This is a genomic window from Hymenobacter sp. BT559 (genome assembly GCF_017571525.1).
Lineage (GTDB): Bacteria > Bacteroidota > Bacteroidia > Cytophagales > Hymenobacteraceae > Hymenobacter > Hymenobacter ginsengisoli.
Genome location: NZ_JAGETY010000010.1, coordinates 25,125 through 42,527, shown reverse-complemented (window position 1 = coordinate 42,527; position 17,403 = coordinate 25,125). Strand labels below are relative to the sequence as shown.

Genomic DNA, 17,403 nt, shown 5'->3' with positions numbered 1-17,403 from the left:
GCCTTTACTACCAGCCTCTACCCTAGCGCTCCAGCTTGAAGCCGGGCTCGCGGGCGGGCGGCGCGGTGCGGTTGGCCACGGCCCAGCCGGTGAGGTACATCCACTGCGTCATGTGCAGCAGCTTGTGGTAGTCGATGCGCTGGGGCTCGTCGCGCGGGGTGTGGTAATCGACGTGCAGCAGCGAGGTGTACATGATGGCCGGGATGCCCAGCCGCGCATACGGCAGGTGGTCGGAGCGGAAGTACCAGCCCTCGGGGTGGGTTGGCTTGTCCCACTCGGTATCGAGCTTGAATTTGGGGCCGGCCTGGTTGGCCGCCAGGGCCGTTTTCACGAGGTCCGACGAGTTCATGTGCGGCGGCGTCGAGCCCAGCAGCGCGGCCGAATCGGGAGCATTGCGGCCCATCATCTCGGCATTAAGCACCGCCACAATGGACGACTGCGGCACCGTAGGATGCGCCGAAAAATACGTTGAGCCAATAAGCCCGCGCTCCTCCGAGCCCTGGTACACGAACAGCGCCGAGCGGCGGGCCGGCTTCTCCTTGAAGGCACGCATAATGGCTAGCAGCGCCGCGCAGCCGGTGGCGTTGTCGTCGGCGCCGTTGTAGATAGAGTCGCCGGCAATGGGTGCCCGCACGCCGTCGTGGTCCTGGTGGGTGCTGAAAAGCACGTACTCTTTTTTCAGCTGCGCGTCGGTGCCGGGCTGCTTAGCCACGATGTTCACCGACGGGTACTGGAAGCTCTCCACCTTGAGGTCGGCCACGAGTTGCTGGCCGGGCTGCTGCACCCAGCTGGCGGCGCTGGTCGGCAGCCAGAATACGGGGGGCGTATTCACCACCCGGGTGCTGGCCGCACCGGGCAGACTATAGCGCCCCCGCTCAAAAACGTGGCTCCAGTGGTCGTAAACGGCCTGTGCGCGGGCGTCTGAAATGTAGACCACTGCCACCGCGCCAGCCTTCATCAGCTCGCTAGCCTGCCCGCTGAACTTGCCAAACACGTAGCGCCGGTAGCTGATGCCATCGGTGGGCGCGCCCGAAATCTGCACCGCCACGGCCTTGCCTTTTATGTCCACCTTGGCTACCTCAGCAGCCGAGCCGGTGCCCACGTACACGAGCGGCGCGTTAATGCTGGCGTTGGTCGGGGCCGTTACCGAGCCATCCTGGTCCAGCTTGATTTCGTGGGTGCCGATGCGCAGCGTGCTGCTTTTGCTAAGGCGGGTGCGCTGCAGGTTAAACCACTGGAAGTAGGTGCCGTCGTCGCCGGCTGGCAGCATGCCGGTGGCCCGAATCTGGTCGGCCAGCCACACCGAGGCTTTCAGCTCGTCGAGCGTGCCGCCCTCGCGGCCCCGAAAGTGGTCGCCGGCCAGCGCAAACAGGTCGCGCTTGATGTCGGCTTCCTTGATGGCGCTTTCGGCGTTGGCGGAGGGGCTAGCCGTTGTGGCGGGCTTCACCTTGACCTTGGTTTTTTGCGCCTGGCCGGCTAGGGGGGCGGCCAGGGTCAGGGCCGCCAGGAGGTAAAATCTGTGTCTCACTAGAAAGGGAATTGAAAAGGAACTGCGTTTAGCAAATAGACTCATTCTGCTGTGACAAGCTTCGCACCATGGTCTGTGGATTTTCTGGCGTTTTACTTCTGGCGCGCGGCCCAGGCATCCATTCTTCGCTCGAGCACGGCCAGCGGCATGGCCCCATCGAGCAGCAGCTCGTCGTGGAAGGCCTTGAGCGAGAACTTCGGCCCCAGCTGCTTTTCGTAGCGCGTGCGCAGCTCCCGTATTTTGAGCTGGCCGGTTTTGTAGGCCAGCGCCTGGCCGGGCCAGGCCATGTAGCGCTCGATTTCGGCAGTGGCGCCCTGCTCGGTCGTGGCCTCGTTGTCAAGCATATACTGAATGGCCTGCTCGCGGGTGAGGCCCTTGGCGTGCATTCCTACATCCACCACCAGCCGGATGGCGCGGTGCATCTCGGCGCTCAGCGCGCCCAGGTACTGGTAGGGGTCGGTGTACATGCCTAGCTCCTTGCCCAGGCTTTCGGTATACAGCGCCCAGCCTTCGCTAAAGGCCGAGTAGAAGGCAAACCGCTGAAACTTGGGCAGATTGGTATTCTCCTGCTGCAACGATACCTGGAAGTGGTGCCCGGGAATGGCCTCGTGCAAAAACAGCGACTCCATGCCCGGCGTCTTGTACTTGGTGGCGTCGAGGATGGGCACGTAGAAAATGCCCGGCCGCGAGCCATCGGCCGCGCCGCGGTTGTACTGCGCGCTGGCCGAAGCCGCCCGAAACGCCTCCGTCTGCCGAATCTCGAACGCCGTTTTGGGCATGCGCCCAAACAGGCGCGGCAAGCCCGGCGTCACCCGGCCCTGAATGGCGCGGAAGCCGTTGAGCACGTCTTCAGGCGTTTTGTAGGGCCGAAACTTGGGGTCGGTGCTGAGCGAGGCCAGCAGCGATTTTAGGTCGCCCGCGTAGCCGAGCTGCTGGCGCACCTGCTCCATCTCGCCCTTAATGCGGGCCACCTCCGACTGGCCGGTCTGGTAAATTTCTTCCGGTGTGCGTGTGGTGGTAGTCCAGTACGCCACAGCGGTGGTGTACATGTCGGCGCCGCCCGGCACGGCCGCGATGCCGGTGCTGGTGCGGGCCGCCGGCAGGTAGTCGTTTTTCAAAAACGTGGCTAGCCGCTGGTAGCTGGGCACCAGCTGCGTGCGGATGGCCTGCTCATAGGCGGCCGTGAGGCGCTGCTTGTCGGCGGCCGAGAAGCTGGCCGGCAGCTGCTTAATCGGCCCATAAAACACACTCTGGCTGGGGTCGGCCACGGCCAGCGCCTCCAGCTGGGGTATCATTTTCTGCACCAGCACCTTGGGCAGCACCACGCCGGTGCGCATGCCGTGCCGAAAATCGGCCACCGCCGTATCGGCCCACGCCGGAAACTGGCGCACACGGGCCAGCCAGTTGTCGTAGTCCCGCACGGTTTTGAAGGGCTGCGCGCCGGTGCCGGCCCCTAGCTGCGCCAGCTCCAGCGGCAGGCCGCTAAACTGGGTGAAGGGCATGGTCCAGGTGGGCTGCGCCAGGCTAGCCAGCCGGCTCTTCATCTCATAGGCAAATACGTCGTAGCTCGTCTGGTCGGCCGCCGAAAGCTTGCTGCGGTCGATGCGCGCCAGCTGGCTTTGGTAGCGCTCGTACAAGCTGCGCTGCTGGCGCCGAAACTCACGGGTGCCCGAGTTGGGCAGCTGGTCGTTGTAGCGGTTATCGCCCTGCGCGGTGGCTTGCAGCGGAAACAGCCGCGCCTGCTCTTCCCAATAATTCGTAAACAGCGCGGCCAGCGGCGACGAACCTACCGGCTTGGCCGTGAGAGAGTTTGTCCGCGTGGGCTGCGCCAGCACAGGGCTAGCCAGCCCCGCCACCAGGCACCCTAACAGTAAAAAGTGCTTCATTAAGAAATCAAGAATAAATAGGAAATCAAAGCTACGCGGCAGCCACGGGCTAACCTAGCCAGTCTATAGCGGAGCACTGGCGCTAAAGTCACGGGCGGGGCCGCCGGGGTTGCCGCCCAAACCTCCGCCGGATATTCCGGTTAGCCCCTCGCCTACTCTTTCTTTCTCATGAACATCGGCATTGTCTGTTATCCCACTTTCGGCGGCTCCGGCGTAGTAGCCACCGAGCTGGGCAAAGCCCTGGCCCAACGCGGCCACAGGGTCCATTTTATTACCTACAGCCAGCCGGTGCGGCTCGATTTCTTCAACGAAAATCTCTTCTACCACGAGGTGTACGTGCCCACGTACCCGCTCTTCCAGTTTCCGCCCTACGAGTCGGCCCTAGCCAGCAAGATGGTGGATATTGTGCAGAACGAAAAGCTCGATGTGCTGCACGTGCACTACGCCATTCCGCATGCCTCGGCCGCTTACCTGGCCAAGCAGATTCTGCGCTCGCGCGGCATCACGGTGCCGGTGGTGACCACCCTGCACGGCACCGACATCACGCTGGTGGGCAAGGATGCCAGCTACGAGCCGGTCGTGACCTTCAGCATCAACGAGAGCGACGGCGTCACGGCCGTATCGGCCGACTTGCGTCGCGAAACCTACGAGTACTTCCCCGTCGAGCATAAAATTGAGGTTATCCCGAACTTCATCGACCTCAAGCGCTTCAAAAAGCAGGATAAGAGCCACTTTCGGGCCGCCATTGCGCCCGAGGGCGAGAAGCTGCTCATCCACACCAGCAACTTCCGCACTGTGAAGCGGGTCGAAGACGTACTGCGCATTTTCTGCGGTGTGCGCCAGCACATTCCGGCCAAGCTGCTGCTGGTGGGCGACGGCCCCGACCGCTCACGCATGGAAAAGCTGGCTCGCGACCTTGACTGCCAGCGCGACGTGCGCTTCCTCGGCAAGCTCGAAGCCGTGGAAGAAGTATTAAGCGTGGGCGACCTTTTCCTCATGCCTTCTGAGAATGAGAGCTTTGGCCTCGCCGCCCTCGAAGCCATGGCCTGCGAAATGCCGGTGGTAAGCACCAACGCCGGCGGCATTCCCGAGCTGAACGTGGACGGCGTAACCGGCACGGTCAGCAACATCGGCGACGTGGAAGACATGGTCAAAAATGCCCTGTTCATCCTACAAGACGAAAACCTGCCGCGCTTTAAAGCCGCCGCCCGCGCCCGCGCCGAGGAGTTTGCCGTTGCCAACATTGTACCGCTCTACGAGCAGTGCTACGAGCGCGCCGGCCTGGCCGCCTTACAGCGCCGCTAGGCACGAGCAGTAAACAAAAGCACGTCATACTGAGCCTGCCGAAGCATCTCTACCACGCCGCTAGGGTTACTAATCCAACGACCGCGATAGAGATGCTTCGACAAGCTCAGCATGATGTGCTTTTGTTTATTCAAAACACTAATTTACAATAAAATATCCGCTACTTCCTGCCAGCTGTGCACGCGGCGGTAGCGGGTTTCGAGTGCGTTGTGCGGAGCGTCAAACAGCAGTCCCTCGCCGCGCAAGCCGTCGAAATTATAGGCGTTGTCGTCGATGAGGTAATCGACGTTTAGAATGCTTTTGTCGCCGCAAAACACGAAGTTGCGCCAGTGCAGAAACGGAAAATGCCGCTCCAGCCATCGGTACTTGTCGAGGAAGGAATTCGGAAACTCCATCGCGGCCGTGGCAATAAACACCTCGTATTTCCGGGCCAGCGCCTCGATAACGCGCTGACTGTCTTTGATAACTGGCAGGTCGCGAAAGAATCCTTCCGCATTGGGGTAGGCACGCAGGGCGGGCTGATGCTCGGGCGCCACGGCCTCGTGCGGGCTCTTGCCGCGCAGGGCCTCCAGGGTCAGCTCCAGGGCGAAGTCGCGGCCGTACCACTCCTGGAAGCGGGCAATGGAGTCGGCCATTACCTCGTCCATGTCAATGGCAATTCGTTGTTTATGCATCTAGCTTCAACTGCTTGCTGCCGTCGGGGTTCAAATATGCGACTTAAAAAAGTCCCGCTGCCTCGCGCTTCACCGCCGCTAGAGCCGGGGCCGTAGGGTCGGCCGCATCGGTCATCAGGCCCTCCAGAATGCGTTTGGCCAGCTCCGTGCCGCGCAGCTGCGTGGGGTTTTGCAGGCCGTGAAAAGCGCGGTTCATCATGGTGAGCACGTCTTCTTTCGCCTGCTTCACCTGGGCCCAGGTTTCGGGGGTCATGTAGAGCTGCTGCGAGAAATTGTGCTCAAACTCCCCCCGGATTTCCTGCTGCAAGAGGCGGTGGTAGTCGGCGGCGTTTTGGCCGGCGCTGCTCAGGCGCACCAGAATGTTGCTAGGAGAAATGCGCTCTAGCAGCAGCGTCACGCGCTCGTAGGCTTGCAGGCGCAGCGGCAGGGTGGTTTTGCTGCTATCGAGCCGCAGTTCGATGAGGCGGCGCTGCTGCTCTTTTTCCAGATACTGGCGAAACAGAAAGAAGATGGCCCCCGCTACAATGAGCGCGGGCAGTATGGTCTTGAGTAAGTCAAAGAAATAAGTGGTCGTGTCCATAAAACGTACTAGAATGCCCTGAGTAGCCGTGAAACTACGGTACCGACGGCTTTTACGGCCAATTTTTAGTGCCCGGCCAACGCGCGGGCCAGCCCCGTGAACCGCCGGCGGCCCTGCCCTGTTTAGGTAGCTAGCTGGCCCGCTGGCCGGCGTATATTTGTCTTAGCTACATTCATTCTAAACTCGAACCCCGTTATGGCCACCACCACGTTAGCGCCGCCTATCGGCCTCACGCCCCGCGCGTTAGTTGAGGTTAAAAATATTATTCAGGAAAAAAACGTACCCGCCGACTACGGCCTGCGCATCGGGGTGCAGGGCGGCGGCTGCTCGGGCATGAGCTACCTACTAGGCTTCGACAAGGCCAAAGACCAGGACGAAGTATATGACCTCGATGGCGTGCAACTCATCATGGATAAGAAGCACGCCATGTATGTACTCGGCATGGAGGTTGACTTCCAGGACGGCCTCAATGCCCGCGGCTTTACTTTCAACAACCCCCAGGCCAAGAGCACCTGCGGCTGCGGCTCGTCGTTTTCGGCCTAGCCAGCTGCGTTTCCTCCACCCCAACCTTGCCAAGTAACGCCATGGACATCAAGTACCTATCCGACGCCAAAGGCACTGTCACCGGGGTTTTTATTCCCATCGAAGAATGGGAGCGCCTGCAAAAGCAATATAAAATCGGCGAGCAGCTTCCCGCCGACTCGGGCCAGCAGCTGCGGCAGGAGTTGGCCAGCGCGCTGCAAAAAATCAAGCGCGACGACTCCGAAGACTAAGCTTGACCCTATCGCATAAAAAAAGCCCGGCTAGCCGGGCTTTTTTTATGCGTATTGATAAATGAAGGGCTAGCCTAGCGGCACGGCCTCAAAACCAGCCTGCTCAACGGCTGCCTTTACCTGCGCGGCCGAAACTGGCGCCATAATAGTGAGAATCTTATCCGGGTTGGCGGTATCAACCTGCCAATTGCCGGCACCGACTTCTTTGTTGAGGGTAGGCGTCACGGCCTTGATGCAGCCGCCGCAATTGATAGTGGTTTTGAAACGAAGGGTTGACATAATCAGGAACGTGCTGGACGATGGGCGCTGCTTTGCCCCCAGGGGCGTAAGCTTGCTGAGGGTATTTACAAATTTCGGGCGGCTTTGCTTTCTTATTGCCACAAAATTCTGCCCGCAGCTAGCAGAATTAGGCACTCAGTGCTAACCCCGCCCGATGCGAATTATGCAAGTCTGGCGCCGGATTTCGTACCGCGATGGGCGTTTCGCCTGCGTTAATTTGTTCTAGTAGTTACTGGCGCCCGGAGCGGCGAGCGCCGGTGCTTTCCGCTTGTTTTTTACCTGCTTACGCCATGTCTGCTTCTTCCCAAACCACGACCCTCGACATAGAGGGCATGAGCTGCGCCGCCTGCGCCGCTGCCGTGGAAAAATCCTTGAGCCGCACTCCCGGCGTGCAAAGCGCGCTGGTCAACTACGCCACCGAAAAGGCGACCGTCACCTACGCCCCCACCGAGGCCAGCCCGGCCGACCTGCACGCAGCCGTGGAGAACGCCGGCTACGCCGTGGCCAAGCGCGCACCCGACACCAGCGCCGCCGACCGCCAGGCCGAGCTCGACCGCCAGAAAGCCGCGGCTTACCGGGTGCTGCAGCGTCGCTTTGCGGTAGCGGCCGGGCTAGCTGCCCTTGTTATGCTCTTGAGCATGAGCATGCTGTGGCCCACGCTTATGATGCGCCTCAACTCGCAGGCACTCAACTACATCTTGCTGGCGCTCACGCTGCCGGTACTACTGTATAGCGGACGCGAGTTTTATTCTTCGGCTTGGAACGGCCTGCGCCATCGCTCGGCCAACATGGACACCCTGATTGCTGTGGGTACCGGGGCGGCCTTCTTCTACAGCTTGGCGGCCACGCTGGTGCCGGGCTTTTTTGCCCGCCACGGTGTGCTACCCGAGGTGTACTACGACACCACTACCACCATCATCGCGCTCATTTTGCTGGGCAAAGTGCTGGAAATGCGGGCCAAGACCCAGACTTCGGCCGCCATGCGGGCCCTGCTAGGGCTGCAGGCGCGCACCGCCCGCGTGGTGCGCCCCGATGGCCAGGAGCTAGACGTACCCATCGAGCAAGTGCAGCCCGGCGACCTCGTGGCCGTGCGCCCCGGCGAAAAAATTGCCACCGATGGCACTATCGAAACCGGCCAGTCGGCCGTGGATGAGGCCATGCTCACCGGCGAAAGCCTGCCTGTGGCCAAGCAGCCCGGCGACCCCGTTTTTGGCGCCACGCTCAACAAGACGGGTGCCTTCCGCTTCCGGGTCAGCAAGGTAGGCGCCGATACCGTGCTGGCGCAAATTGTGAAGCTGGTGGAAGACGCCCAGGGCAGCCGCGCCCCCATTCAGCGGCTGGCCGACAAGGTAAGCGCCGTGTTTGTGCCGACGGTGGTCGTTATCGCCATTCTCACGTTTGTGCTGTGGTTCGACCTTGCCCCGGTGGCCTCGCGGCTACCGCTGGCGCTGGTCAGCTTCGTGGCGGTGCTTATCATTGCCTGCCCCTGCGCGCTGGGGCTAGCCACGCCCACGGCCATCATGGTGAGCACCGGCAAGGGCGCCGAGCAGGGCGTGCTCATTCGCAATGCCGAGGCGCTGGAAAAAGCCTATAAAGTAGATACCGTGCTACTGGATAAAACCGGCACCATCACGCGCGGCGAGCCCGCCGTCACCGACTTCCTCGCGGCAGCCGGCTATACCGAGACACAGCTGCTGCCGCTGGTGGCGGCCGTAGAGCGCCACTCCGAGCATCCGCTGGCCGACGCCGTCGTGCGCTACGTCGATGCTAGCCCCCTGGCCCGCTCGGCCCCGCTAGCCACTGATTTCCAAGCCGCAGAGGGCAAAGGTGCTACCGCCACCGTGGCGGGACAGACGGTGCTCATCGGCAACCGACGCCTGCTGGCCGAGGCGGGCATTGAGCTAACGCCCACGCTGGCGGCCCAGGCTGATGCTTTGCTGGCCCAGGCCAAAACGGTGCTCTACGTGGCCCTAGCTGGCCAAGCGGCTGGCCTCATTGGCGTGGCCGACACCCTGCGCGATACCTCGGCCGAGGCCATCCGGCAGTTGCAAGGGCTGGGCCTGGAGGTGGTAATGATGACCGGCGACAACCCCCAAACGGCCGCCAAAATAGCCAGCCAGGTGGGCATCACACGCTATTTATCGGAGGTGCTACCCCAGGACAAAGCGCAGCAGGTAAAGCAACTGCAGGCCGAAGGCCGCACGGTGGCGATGGTGGGCGACGGCATCAACGACGCGCCAGCCCTGGCGCAGGCCGACATTGGGCTGGCCATGGGCGGCGGCACCGACGTGGCCATGGAAGCAGCCAGCATCACGCTCATGCGCAGCAACTTGCAGGGCGTAGTCACGGCCATCGACCTCTCGCGCCAAACCATCCGCACTATTAAGCAAAACCTGTTTTTCGCCTTCATCTACAACCTGCTGGGCATTCCCATCGCAGCGGGACTGCTGTACCCGCTTTTTGGGGTGCGGCTCTCGCCCATGCTGGCCGCCGGGGCCATGGCGCTCAGCTCGGTTTCGGTGCTCACCAACTCGCTGCGGCTGCGTGCGTTCACGGCCCGCTAGCCGGCTAATTTCTTCGTTATCATGGATATTGCTGCAATTCTGGTTACCATCGGGGGCCTGGCGCTGGCTGGCCTGGTGCTCTGGTACTTCTTCTTTTCAAGCCGGCCGGCAGTGGCAGCGCAGTCTACCTCGGGCGGGGTGCAACAGGTCGATATTACCGTAAAAGGCGGGTACTCGCCCAGTGTGATAGAGGTGACGCAGGGCCGCCCGGTGCAGCTCAATTTTTACCGCGACGAAGAAAACAGCTGCTCGGAAGAACTACTGATGCCCGATTTCAACGTGCGGCGCGACCTGCCTGCCTTCCAGACCACCTTGGTCGAGCTGCTGCCCCAGCAGCCCGGCCGCTTCGAGTTTACCTGCGGCATGGGCATGCTGCGCGGCAGCTTGGTAGTGAAATAGGCGCTCCTGGGGGCCCTAGTACGTTTTGGTCATGTCGTCGGGCACCACGATAACGTAATCGGCCAGGGCCAGATTTTCTTTGTCGAGCTGCTGTAGCTGGCTCTGCGTCACTACACTCAGCGTCTGCACGCGCAACGGCGCCTTAGCTTGCGCGCGCAGGTAGGCCACAATACCATCGTGGTGGTCGGAGTGGTACGAGCCATTGAGGTGCAGCAGCGTCTGGCCCGGCGCCAAGCTCCGCTGAATGTAGGTGGCCATCGTGGCATCCTTCAGCGCCTGCGCCTGAATTACGTTGCGCGCCCCGCCGCCGTGCGCCGCGCTCGCGTCGCCAAACATAGCGGCCATGTTCTTATAGCCCGGCAGCTCATAATCCACCTTCAGCGGCAACGGGGCCAGATAAGCCTTTTCAGCGGCGGGCAGCTTGTCGAGGGCAGCCAGCGAGCCCCGCGCCACCTGCTGGGCGTAGCGGCGTGGGACGTTCGTGCCAATAATGCCAATGTGTTGACTGCGAGCAAACTGCAGTAGCGGGCGGTAGTCGGTGGCGTAGTTAGGCCAGGGACGACTCTGGCGCTCGAAGGCCGAGTCGGCTAGGGTACCAGAAGCGTAGCTAGCTACCAGCGGCTGCACGTCGCGCTCAAACATTTCGAGACCTAGCACCAGCTTGTCCGGGCCTTTTAACCTCGCTAAGTCTTTGGCTACTTGCAGCTCAAGCCAATGGGCGATGGGGTCGTTGTGCTGCTCGCCGAAGAGCACCACGTCGGCCTGAGCCAGCTGGGTGAGCATCTGGTCGTAATCAGCAGGTTGGCCTTGGGCGGTAAAGAGGCGGTAGGCTGGCCGCTCGCCGGCCGGCCCGAAGGCTAACAGCGGCAGCAGGAGCAGGAAAAGCAGTTTTTTTGTCATGTCCCAAAAATGTCCTTGCGAGCACAACGAAGTAGAGCACGGCAATCTGTCCTTGGCCGTTAGGTTATTAATTCAACGACCAGGAAAGATTGCCGCGCTCCGCTTCGTCGCGCTCGTAAGGACAAACGCCCAGGCATAAGGGCTTGTTCAGTGGCTAGCCCTTATAAAACATCCACTTCGACAGCTCTTTGTACGTCACTTTCTTGCCGTACATCAAAATACCGACGCGGTAAATACGGGCTGCCACCCACACCGTACCCACAAACCCTACCACCAGCAAGGCAATCGAAAGCGCTAGCTGCCACGCCGGCACGCCAAATGGCAGCCGGATAACCATGGCCACGGGCGAGGTAAAGGGTATCATCGACATCCAGAAGGCCACGGGCCCGTCGGGGTTGCGCAAGATGACCGAGAAGCCCACGATGTAGCTCAGAATGAGCGGCATCGTAATTGGGAACATGAACTGCTGGGTATCGGTCTGGTCGTCTACGGCCGCGCCTACGGCGCCGAAGAGCGCGCTATACAGCAGGTAGCCGCCCAGGAAATACACGATAAAGCCAAAGACAATCGTGCCGATGGGAATATTCAGTTTATGAAGCTTGTCGAAGGCATCGCCGATGACGCCCGCCCGCTTGGCCGGGTTCATCTGCTCGGCCGAGGCGGCCGCCTTGTCGGCTATCGGAGAGCTTGATGTGGCAGCCGTGCTACCCAAGGCCGGGCTAGCGGCCGGAGTAGCAGCAACTTCCGTTTTGGCAGACTGGTCGTTGCCCATCACCAGCGGCACCACGAAGCTGGTAGCGCCCCACGAGAGCAGCCCCCACAGCAGAAACTGGGTGAGGCCTACGGCCGCCACGCCTACTATTTTGCCCATCATCAGGTCAAAGGGCTTTACCGACGACAGCATTACTTCCATAATGCGGCTCGACTTTTCCTCACCGACCCCGCGCATAATCTGCACGCCGTAAAGGAAGATAAAAAAGTAGATAAGTATGGCCAGCGCCGACGCAATGCCGGTAGTCACGCCCGAGTTGCTATCCTTCTCTTTACCAGTTTCATCCACACTTACCGAATTGAGCGGCACCTTAGCCCGTAGTTGGTCGAGCTGGGTTTGGGTGAGGCCCGATTTGCGCATTTTCAATTCCGCAAAAGCGTCGGTGAGCGCCTTTTCAACCCGGTTTTCTTTATTGAGGCTGATGTTGCCTTTGCCGAAAAACTGCACACCTTGTGGGTCGTTCTCGCTCAGGCCGGCCGGTAGGTAGAGCAAGCCGGCGTGCTTTTGCTTCTGAAAGCTTTGCTTGGCTTCGGCCAGCGTGCCGCTCACGGCTTGAAACCGCAGCTGGGGCGTCGATACCAGCTGCGAAGCGATGCCCAGGCCACTGTCGTCGCGCACATCCACGATTTCAGTGGTTTCATCGGACTCCGCCAGCTTGCCCACAAACAGCCCAAAGCCGACAATGAGCAGCGGCACGAGCAGCGTAAGCACCACAAAAGCCCGTTTGCGCACCCTAGTGAGGTATTCGCGCTGGGCAACGAGTAAAAATTTGGAGGCCATAGGATTAGAGCAGCGCGTTAGCGGTTTCGTTCAGGGTCTCGGGCATGGTTTCGCGCACGCGCCGGATAAATATTTCGTTGATGCTCGGAATTTGCTCCTGGAAGGAGTGCACCTGCACCTGCCCAATAAGAAAGCGCAGCAGGTCATTAGGGGTAGTGCCGGCGTGCAGCTGAATGCGGGCGTAGAAGTGGTCATTTTCGCGCTCCTTCTGCTCTATCACCTCAAAGTCGGGGTGCACCACCATGAGCCGGCCCTGGCCCTCAACTTCGTAAGCATTGGTTTTGAACTGGTTGCGAATGGCCTTCACCGGCCCATCAAGCACCTTGTGCGAGCGGTTGATGAGGGCAATGCTGTCGCACATTTCCTCGACCGACTCCATGCGGTGGGTTGAGAAAATGATAGCTGCGCCCTCGTCTTTCAGCCGTAGAATCTCGTCTTTTATTAGGTTGGCATTAATCGGGTCGAAGCCCGAAAAGGGCTCGTCAAGAATAATGAGGCTAGGCTCGTGCAGCACGGTAGCAATAAACTGCACCTTCTGCTGCATGCCTTTGCTGAGGTCTTCCACGTTCTTATCGGCCCAGGCCTTGATGTCGAAGCGCTCCAGCCACTTCTTAATGCGCGCCACCGCTTCGCTGCGGCTCAGGCCGCGCAACTGTGCCAGGTAGATGAGCTGCTCGCCCACCTTCATTTTCTTGTAAAGGCCGCGCTCTTCGGGCAGGTAGCCAATCTGGCCGATGTGGCTGGGGTTCAGCTTCTCGCCGCGAAATAGAATCTCGCCCGAGTCGGCCCCGGTTATCTGCGTAATAATGCGGATGAGCGAGGTTTTGCCCGCGCCATTGGGCCCCAGCAGGCCGAAGATGCTGCGCTCGGGCACAGACAGGCTCACCCCGTCGAGGGCAGTGTGCGCGGCGTAGTGCTTGTGCACGTCGCGGGCCTCCAGAATAGGCCTCGAAGTAGCTTGTTGCATGAGAAAAAGGTGAAAGCGTAGAAGGTGGCGTAAATGTAGGCGCGGCCGCTACTGCCGACCACGCGCCGGGCGCCAAACCGCAAAACCGGCCGCCCGAACGGTAAAAAATGCGGCTGAGCCGCCAGCGGGCTAGGCCTCCGGCTCGTCGTTGAGCTCGCGCAGCTGGCCTTCGAGCCGGTCAAGGTGCTGGCCGTAGAGCCAGTGCAGGTAGCGCTTGGTAGTGTGCGCCGTGGGCAGGTATAGCACCCCGCACAGCACCGCCAATACAGCACTGACAATCCAGATTTTAGTGGTGGTTACGGTCTTGTTGGTAGTAGTTAAGGCCATAAATCCCATCAGCAGGCACGATACCGGCAGCGTGGCCAGCGTGAGGCGGTAGTAAAACTGGATGAGGGTGCGCAGGCCGATAGTAAGGCGGAGCAGGTAGGCGCGCAGGTCGCCGCCAGGGTCACTCATGCTGCGCAATAGCCCTAGCTTGCGCCGGAAGTAGAAGATGCAGACCACCGCTATCAGCGCCAGCAGCCCCCCAAACAGGCGCACCCACAGCACGGGGGCTAGCCCCGCTATCAGTAGCGAAACGACCAGTATAGAGTAATTAATACCCATTTCGAGCCGGGCATTGCGCCGCAACTGCGCCACAATGCTGCCCGACTGCTGGGCCAGCAGCTGGCGTAGCTCAGCCATGCTGAGTGCCGCAGGCACCGCCGGCGGCTCGGGCTGCCGCCACTGGCGGCGCAAGTCATCAAGCTCCATAATCTAGCAGAATAATTAATTAGAATGAACCAGTTGACGACGCAGTTTTTCCTGCACGCGGTGCATTTTCACACGCACATTATTTTGGGTGATGCCCAGGATGTCCGCCATTTCGTCGTAGGGCCGGTCTTCGAGATATAACAGCACAAAAGCCTTGTCTACATCGGAGAGCCGGTCAATAGCGCGGTAAAGCGCGGCCGTTTCCTCGGGCTCGTAGTCACTGGCCTCCGTAGGCTGCGCCAGGTGCCAAGCCTCGTCTTCCACACTCACCGAGGCGGGGCGGCGGGTGCGCTGGCGCAGGTTGGAGATGGCCACATTGAGCGCAATACGGTAGAGCCAGGTACTGAGCTTGGCGTCGGGCTGCGGCACGTAGCGCGGCCAGGCCCGCCACAGCTGCAATACAATTTCCTGGAACAAGTCCTGCCGGTCGTCGGCATCCTGGCAATAGAGCCGGCACACCCGCCGCACCAGCGGTTGGTAGTCGTGCAAAGCAGCCAAAAAATCAGCAGACGGGGCAGCGCTCATGAGCGGGGTAGCAATTTCGAGATGGTATATCGCCGAAGGTCGGGCCGCATTACTATCTGAACCACGGATTCGGACGGATTTTTCGGATTTCTCAGATTTCGTGGACGTAAGCCTCGTAAAGGCTCATAAAAAAAGCCACCCTAGCGGGTGGCTTTTCTAATTTTATCCGTCCACAAAATCCGAGAAATCCGAAAAATCTGGCCGAATCCGTGGTTCAGACACTACTGGAAATACTCCTTCACTTTCTCAAAGAAGCCTTTCTCGTTTTTGCCGGGGTGCGGCGTAAAGTTGTCCGAGTCGCGCAGCTTTTCGAGCAGCTCGCGCTCCTGGTTGCTCACGTTCTTGGGTGTCCACACATTCAGATGAATAAGCTGGTCGCCGCGGCCGTAGCCGTTCAAGTCCTTGATGCCTTTGCCACGTAGGCGCAGAATCTTGCCGGGCTGCGTGCCAGGGTCCACCTTGATTTTTACCTTGCCTTCGATGGTCGGCACCTCCAGGCTAGCCCCTAGCGCCGCATCCACGAAGCTGATATACTGCTCAAACATGATGTTGTTGCCATCGCGCTTGAGGAATTCGTGTGGCTCCTCTTCAATCTGAATAAGTAAGTCGCCGGGCACGCCGCCGCGCTCCGGAAAGTTGCCTTTGCCGCTCATGCTCAGCTGCATATCGTTGGCTACACCGGCCGGAATGTTAATCGGAATTACTTCCTCATTCAGCTGGCGCCCTTCGCCCTTGCACACATCGCAAGTCGTAGAAATAGTCTTGCCCTCACCGTGGCAGGTAGGGCAAGTGCTGGCGCTCACCATTTGGCCGAGCATCGTGTTCACTACGCGCTTGGTTTGGCCGCTGCCCTGGCAGGTGGCGCAGGTCTTGAGCTCGGTACCGTTTTTGGCGCCGGTGCCGCTGCACGGCTGGCAGGCCACGTAGCGCTTCACCTTGATTTTCTTCTCTACGCCGTTGGCAACTTCTTCTAAATCAAGCTTAAGCTTGATGCGCAGATTGGAGCCCTTCTTGACGCGACGGCCCTGGCCGCGCCCGCCACCAAAAAAGCCCTCGAAGCCCCCGCCTCCGCCGAAAATGTCGCCGAACTGCGAGAAAATATCCTCCATGTTGGGGCTACCGCCGCCGTTGCCACCCACGCCCTGGTGGCCAAATCGGTCGTAGCGCGCGCGCTTATCGGCGTCGCTGAGCACCTCGTAGGCCTCGGCGGCCTCCTTAAACTTATCCTCGGCCGTGGGGTCGTCGGGGTTTTTATCGGGGTGATATTTAATAGCCATCTTGCGGTAGGCTGACTTTATGACGTCGCCTTCCGCATTCTTTGCTATACCTAATACTTCGTAATAATCGCGCTTTACAGTTGCCATTTTGCAGAGATATTTCACGCCCGAACGCTGGGCTGCCGCTAAAAGTGCTAGCAGGCAGCCCAGCGTTCGGGCGTGTTTACTTATTGACCTAGCACCACTTTGGCGTGGCGGATAACCTTGTCGCCCAGATAATAACCTTTTTCAATCTCATCAACAATCTTGCCGCGCAACTCCTCGCTAGGCGCCGGAATCTGCGTGATGGCCTCGTGCAGCTCGGCGTCGAAGTCGCCACCCTTGGCATTCATTGGAGCCAGGCCCTTCTGCTGCAGGGTTTTGTTAAGCTTATTGTAGGTAATGTCGAGTGCATTTTGCAGTGCGGCAGGGTCCTGCGTATCCTGCGTGTGCTGGCGGGCGCGGTCGAAGTCGTCGAGCACCGGCAGCAGGGCCACCATCAGTTCCTGGTTGGCAGTTTTGAAGAGGTCGCTGCGCTCCTTGGCAGTGCGGCGCTTATAGTTTTCAAACTCAGCGGCCATTCGCAAGTACTTGTCTTTGAGGTCAGCCAGCTCGGTTTCGGCACGGCTAGCCCCCTCGCTGGCGCCTGCGGCGGGCGTAGCGCCAGTGGCAGTAAAATCCTGCTCGCCGGCAGTGTGCTCGGCGGTATTGTCGGTCTGCGGCTGGGCGTCGGGATTCATGGTTTTATCGTCGGTCATTTTTTGGAAAAAATGGCGGAATCGGCTAGTGAAAGGCTTTCCCATACGGGTAGCGGGTCGGGCGCAAGGAGTTTGCCAAAGCTGGCGAGGCTGCCAAGTTGGCACATACTTGTAACTTAGTTCCTCACAAATTTATGTCTATGCAGAAACTTGATTTTTCGTCCCTCAATAGAGATGCTAATGCAGAAACGTGGTGTGACACTTTTGCTTATTGGCTTTTGATACTCCACGACCCTAGCAGTATTTATGCTCGCAATGCTGACGAAGCACAGTCCATCATGTCTTACCAATATGATGTGGAAGACCAAGGCAATTTAGAAGGCGAAGGTCCGGATGGGAAGTTATTTCCAAACGTTTTCATGCCTATCGCCCCTGTGACGCTAGCCCTTCGCTGGTCACCTTTTCCAGCCGCAATGCAAAACCTTGGGCAGCCGTTACACCTCGATAAGCATCAAGGTGATGCCCTTGCAGTATTTGCTCCTCAACTAGTAGATGAGGCAACCGCTTCGACACCAGATGAAAAGCATTTTAATTTCTTACTCCGTCACGCTTGTGCCCGGGCTGCTGCGGAAAAGGCATTAGTCTTGCTCGTTGGCTCGCCGGGTTGGAGCTATGATTCCGAAGATTACCTCGAAAGCGAACCTGAGATACGACAGTTAATGCATGAGACGGGCTTCATTTACACCTTGCGCAAGCCAACATAG

18 protein-coding genes are annotated in these 17,403 nt (G+C 59.9%); 6 read left to right on the top strand and 12 right to left on the bottom strand.

Features of this window, described 5'->3' with window-relative positions; genetic code table 11:
- Positions 1-22 precede the first annotated feature (22 nt).
- Together J4D99_RS14375 and J4D99_RS14370 are read right to left on the bottom strand one after the other, a co-directional pair.
- Positions 23-1,528: a M28 family peptidase gene (locus J4D99_RS14375; RefSeq protein WP_309509589.1), complete on the bottom strand. Its 1,506-nt coding sequence runs from the start codon at positions 1,526-1,528 to the stop codon at positions 23-25.
- A 92-nt stretch (positions 1,529-1,620) separates the two neighbouring features.
- The gene (locus J4D99_RS14370; protein WP_208132424.1) at positions 1,621-3,414 is read right to left on the bottom strand and encodes a DUF885 domain-containing protein; all 1,794 of its coding nucleotides are present in this window, start codon (positions 3,412-3,414) and stop codon (positions 1,621-1,623) included.
- Between the two features lie 168 nt (positions 3,415-3,582).
- On the opposite strand from J4D99_RS14370, the gene bshA reads away from it, so the two are divergent.
- The gene (gene bshA, locus J4D99_RS14365) at positions 3,583-4,719 is read left to right on the top strand and encodes an N-acetyl-alpha-D-glucosaminyl L-malate synthase BshA (protein ID WP_208132423.1); all 1,137 of its coding nucleotides are present in this window, start codon (positions 3,583-3,585) and stop codon (positions 4,717-4,719) included.
- A gap of 143 nt (positions 4,720-4,862) precedes the next feature.
- Here bshA and J4D99_RS14360 read toward each other — a convergent pair whose 3' ends face one another.
- Together J4D99_RS14360 and J4D99_RS14355 are read right to left on the bottom strand one after the other, a co-directional pair.
- Entirely contained in the window at positions 4,863-5,393 is a 531-nt protein-coding gene (locus tag J4D99_RS14360) for a 5' nucleotidase, NT5C type (RefSeq protein ID WP_208132422.1), read from the bottom strand.
- A 43-nt stretch (positions 5,394-5,436) separates the two neighbouring features.
- A complete protein-coding gene (locus J4D99_RS14355) occupies positions 5,437-5,973 on the bottom strand; it encodes a DUF7935 family protein (RefSeq protein ID WP_208132421.1) in 537 nt (178 codons plus the stop codon).
- A gap of 195 nt (positions 5,974-6,168) precedes the next feature.
- On the opposite strand from J4D99_RS14355, the gene J4D99_RS14350 reads away from it, so the two are divergent.
- Both J4D99_RS14350 and J4D99_RS14345 read left to right on the top strand, forming a co-directional pair.
- Positions 6,169-6,516 carry a HesB/IscA family protein gene (locus J4D99_RS14350; RefSeq protein ID WP_208132420.1) on the top strand — a complete coding sequence of 116 codons (348 nt, stop codon included), beginning with the start codon at positions 6,169-6,171 and terminating at the stop codon, positions 6,514-6,516.
- 41 nt (positions 6,517-6,557) lie between these two features.
- Positions 6,558-6,746, top strand: coding sequence for a hypothetical protein (locus J4D99_RS14345; protein ID WP_208132419.1), 189 nt, complete (start codon positions 6,558-6,560; stop codon positions 6,744-6,746).
- Between the two features lie 69 nt (positions 6,747-6,815).
- Here J4D99_RS14345 and J4D99_RS14340 read toward each other — a convergent pair whose 3' ends face one another.
- On the bottom strand, positions 6,816-7,025 hold the full coding sequence (locus J4D99_RS14340; protein ID WP_208132418.1) for a heavy-metal-associated domain-containing protein: 210 nt from the start codon (positions 7,023-7,025) through the stop codon (positions 6,816-6,818).
- A gap of 290 nt (positions 7,026-7,315) precedes the next feature.
- Here J4D99_RS14340 and J4D99_RS14335 point away from each other — a divergent pair, with 290 nt between their 5' ends.
- Positions 7,316-9,589, top strand: a complete 2,274-nt coding sequence (locus tag J4D99_RS14335) for a heavy metal translocating P-type ATPase (RefSeq protein WP_208132417.1) — start codon at positions 7,316-7,318, stop codon at positions 9,587-9,589.
- Positions 9,590-9,610: 21 nt separating this feature from the next.
- On the top strand, positions 9,611-9,988 hold the full coding sequence (locus tag J4D99_RS14330) for a cupredoxin domain-containing protein (protein ID WP_208132416.1): 378 nt from the start codon (positions 9,611-9,613) through the stop codon (positions 9,986-9,988).
- Positions 9,989-10,003: 15 nt separating this feature from the next.
- Here J4D99_RS14330 and J4D99_RS14325 read toward each other — a convergent pair whose 3' ends face one another.
- From J4D99_RS14325 to J4D99_RS14295, 7 genes are all read right to left on the bottom strand, one after another.
- Positions 10,004-10,888 carry a ChaN family lipoprotein gene (locus J4D99_RS14325; RefSeq protein WP_208132415.1) on the bottom strand — a complete coding sequence of 295 codons (885 nt, stop codon included), beginning with the start codon at positions 10,886-10,888 and terminating at the stop codon, positions 10,004-10,006.
- A 154-nt stretch (positions 10,889-11,042) separates the two neighbouring features.
- Complete coding sequence (locus tag J4D99_RS14320) at positions 11,043-12,440, bottom strand: ABC transporter permease (protein ID WP_208132414.1); 1,398 nt, start codon at positions 12,438-12,440, stop codon at positions 11,043-11,045.
- 4 nt (positions 12,441-12,444) lie between these two features.
- Positions 12,445-13,407 carry an ABC transporter ATP-binding protein gene (locus tag J4D99_RS14315; protein ID WP_208132413.1) on the bottom strand — a complete coding sequence of 321 codons (963 nt, stop codon included), beginning with the start codon at positions 13,405-13,407 and terminating at the stop codon, positions 12,445-12,447.
- Positions 13,408-13,536: 129 nt separating this feature from the next.
- A complete protein-coding gene (locus tag J4D99_RS14310) occupies positions 13,537-14,160 on the bottom strand; it encodes a hypothetical protein (protein ID WP_208132412.1) in 624 nt (207 codons plus the stop codon).
- A gap of 15 nt (positions 14,161-14,175) precedes the next feature.
- On the bottom strand, positions 14,176-14,649 hold the full coding sequence (locus tag J4D99_RS14305) for an RNA polymerase sigma factor (protein ID WP_208132411.1): 474 nt from the start codon (positions 14,647-14,649) through the stop codon (positions 14,176-14,178).
- Between the two features lie 257 nt (positions 14,650-14,906).
- Positions 14,907-16,049 (bottom strand): molecular chaperone DnaJ, encoded by a 1,143-nt coding sequence (gene dnaJ / locus J4D99_RS14300; protein WP_208132410.1) that lies wholly within the window; start codon positions 16,047-16,049, stop codon positions 14,907-14,909.
- An 80-nt stretch (positions 16,050-16,129) separates the two neighbouring features.
- Entirely contained in the window at positions 16,130-16,699 is a 570-nt protein-coding gene (locus J4D99_RS14295; protein WP_236018672.1) for a nucleotide exchange factor GrpE, read from the bottom strand.
- A gap of 140 nt (positions 16,700-16,839) precedes the next feature.
- On the opposite strand from J4D99_RS14295, the gene J4D99_RS14290 reads away from it, so the two are divergent.
- Positions 16,840-17,403 (top strand): hypothetical protein, encoded by a 564-nt coding sequence (locus tag J4D99_RS14290; protein WP_208132409.1) that lies wholly within the window; start codon positions 16,840-16,842, stop codon positions 17,401-17,403.